This window comes from Saccharothrix sp. ST-888 (genome assembly GCF_000955975.1).
GTDB lineage: Bacteria > Actinomycetota > Actinomycetes > Streptomycetales > Streptomycetaceae > Kitasatospora.
The window spans coordinates 1-451 of the sequence record NZ_JYJF01000373.1 but is presented as its reverse complement, the minus strand read 5'-3'; the positions used below and the strand labels follow the sequence as shown (position 1 = coordinate 451).

Annotated in this window: 1 protein-coding gene; it reads left to right on the top strand. The window is 71.6% G+C overall.

What is annotated here, in order from left to right:
* The coding region (locus UK12_RS41950; RefSeq protein ID WP_197085378.1) for a hypothetical protein at positions 1-451 on the top strand (451 nt) is incomplete at both ends.

Here is a 451-nt window from a genome sequence, read left to right as displayed (position 1 = left end):
ATCGTACCGAACACGCACGTCACTTCACCGTGCTGCCCAACGGCCTGTTGCAGGACCGTCGGCTCAGTTACACCGCCCGCGGCCTGCTGGCCGACCTCCTCTCGCGCCCCGACGGCCGGCGCGAGGACGGTCGGCAGATGGCCGACTCCAGCCCGCAGGGGCGGGGGGCGATCCGCAGGGCTCTCCGCGAGCTGACCGAGGCCGGGTACTACCGGGTCGACAAGGTCCGGATGCCCGACGGCACCGTCCGCTCGGAGGCCCACGTCTTCGACACCCCACAGCTGCAGTTGGCGATACCGGGTGTCGGTAGTCCGGTCTCCGGTAGGGCGAAGGCCGGTGCTGCTGGCGCCCCTCTTGTAAAGAACCCGGTGAAAGTACCCTCCCGCCCCGTCGAGCCGGCCGACCGGCTGTTGGCCACCGCCGACGAGCCCGCGGGGCGGGAGGAGGGCCA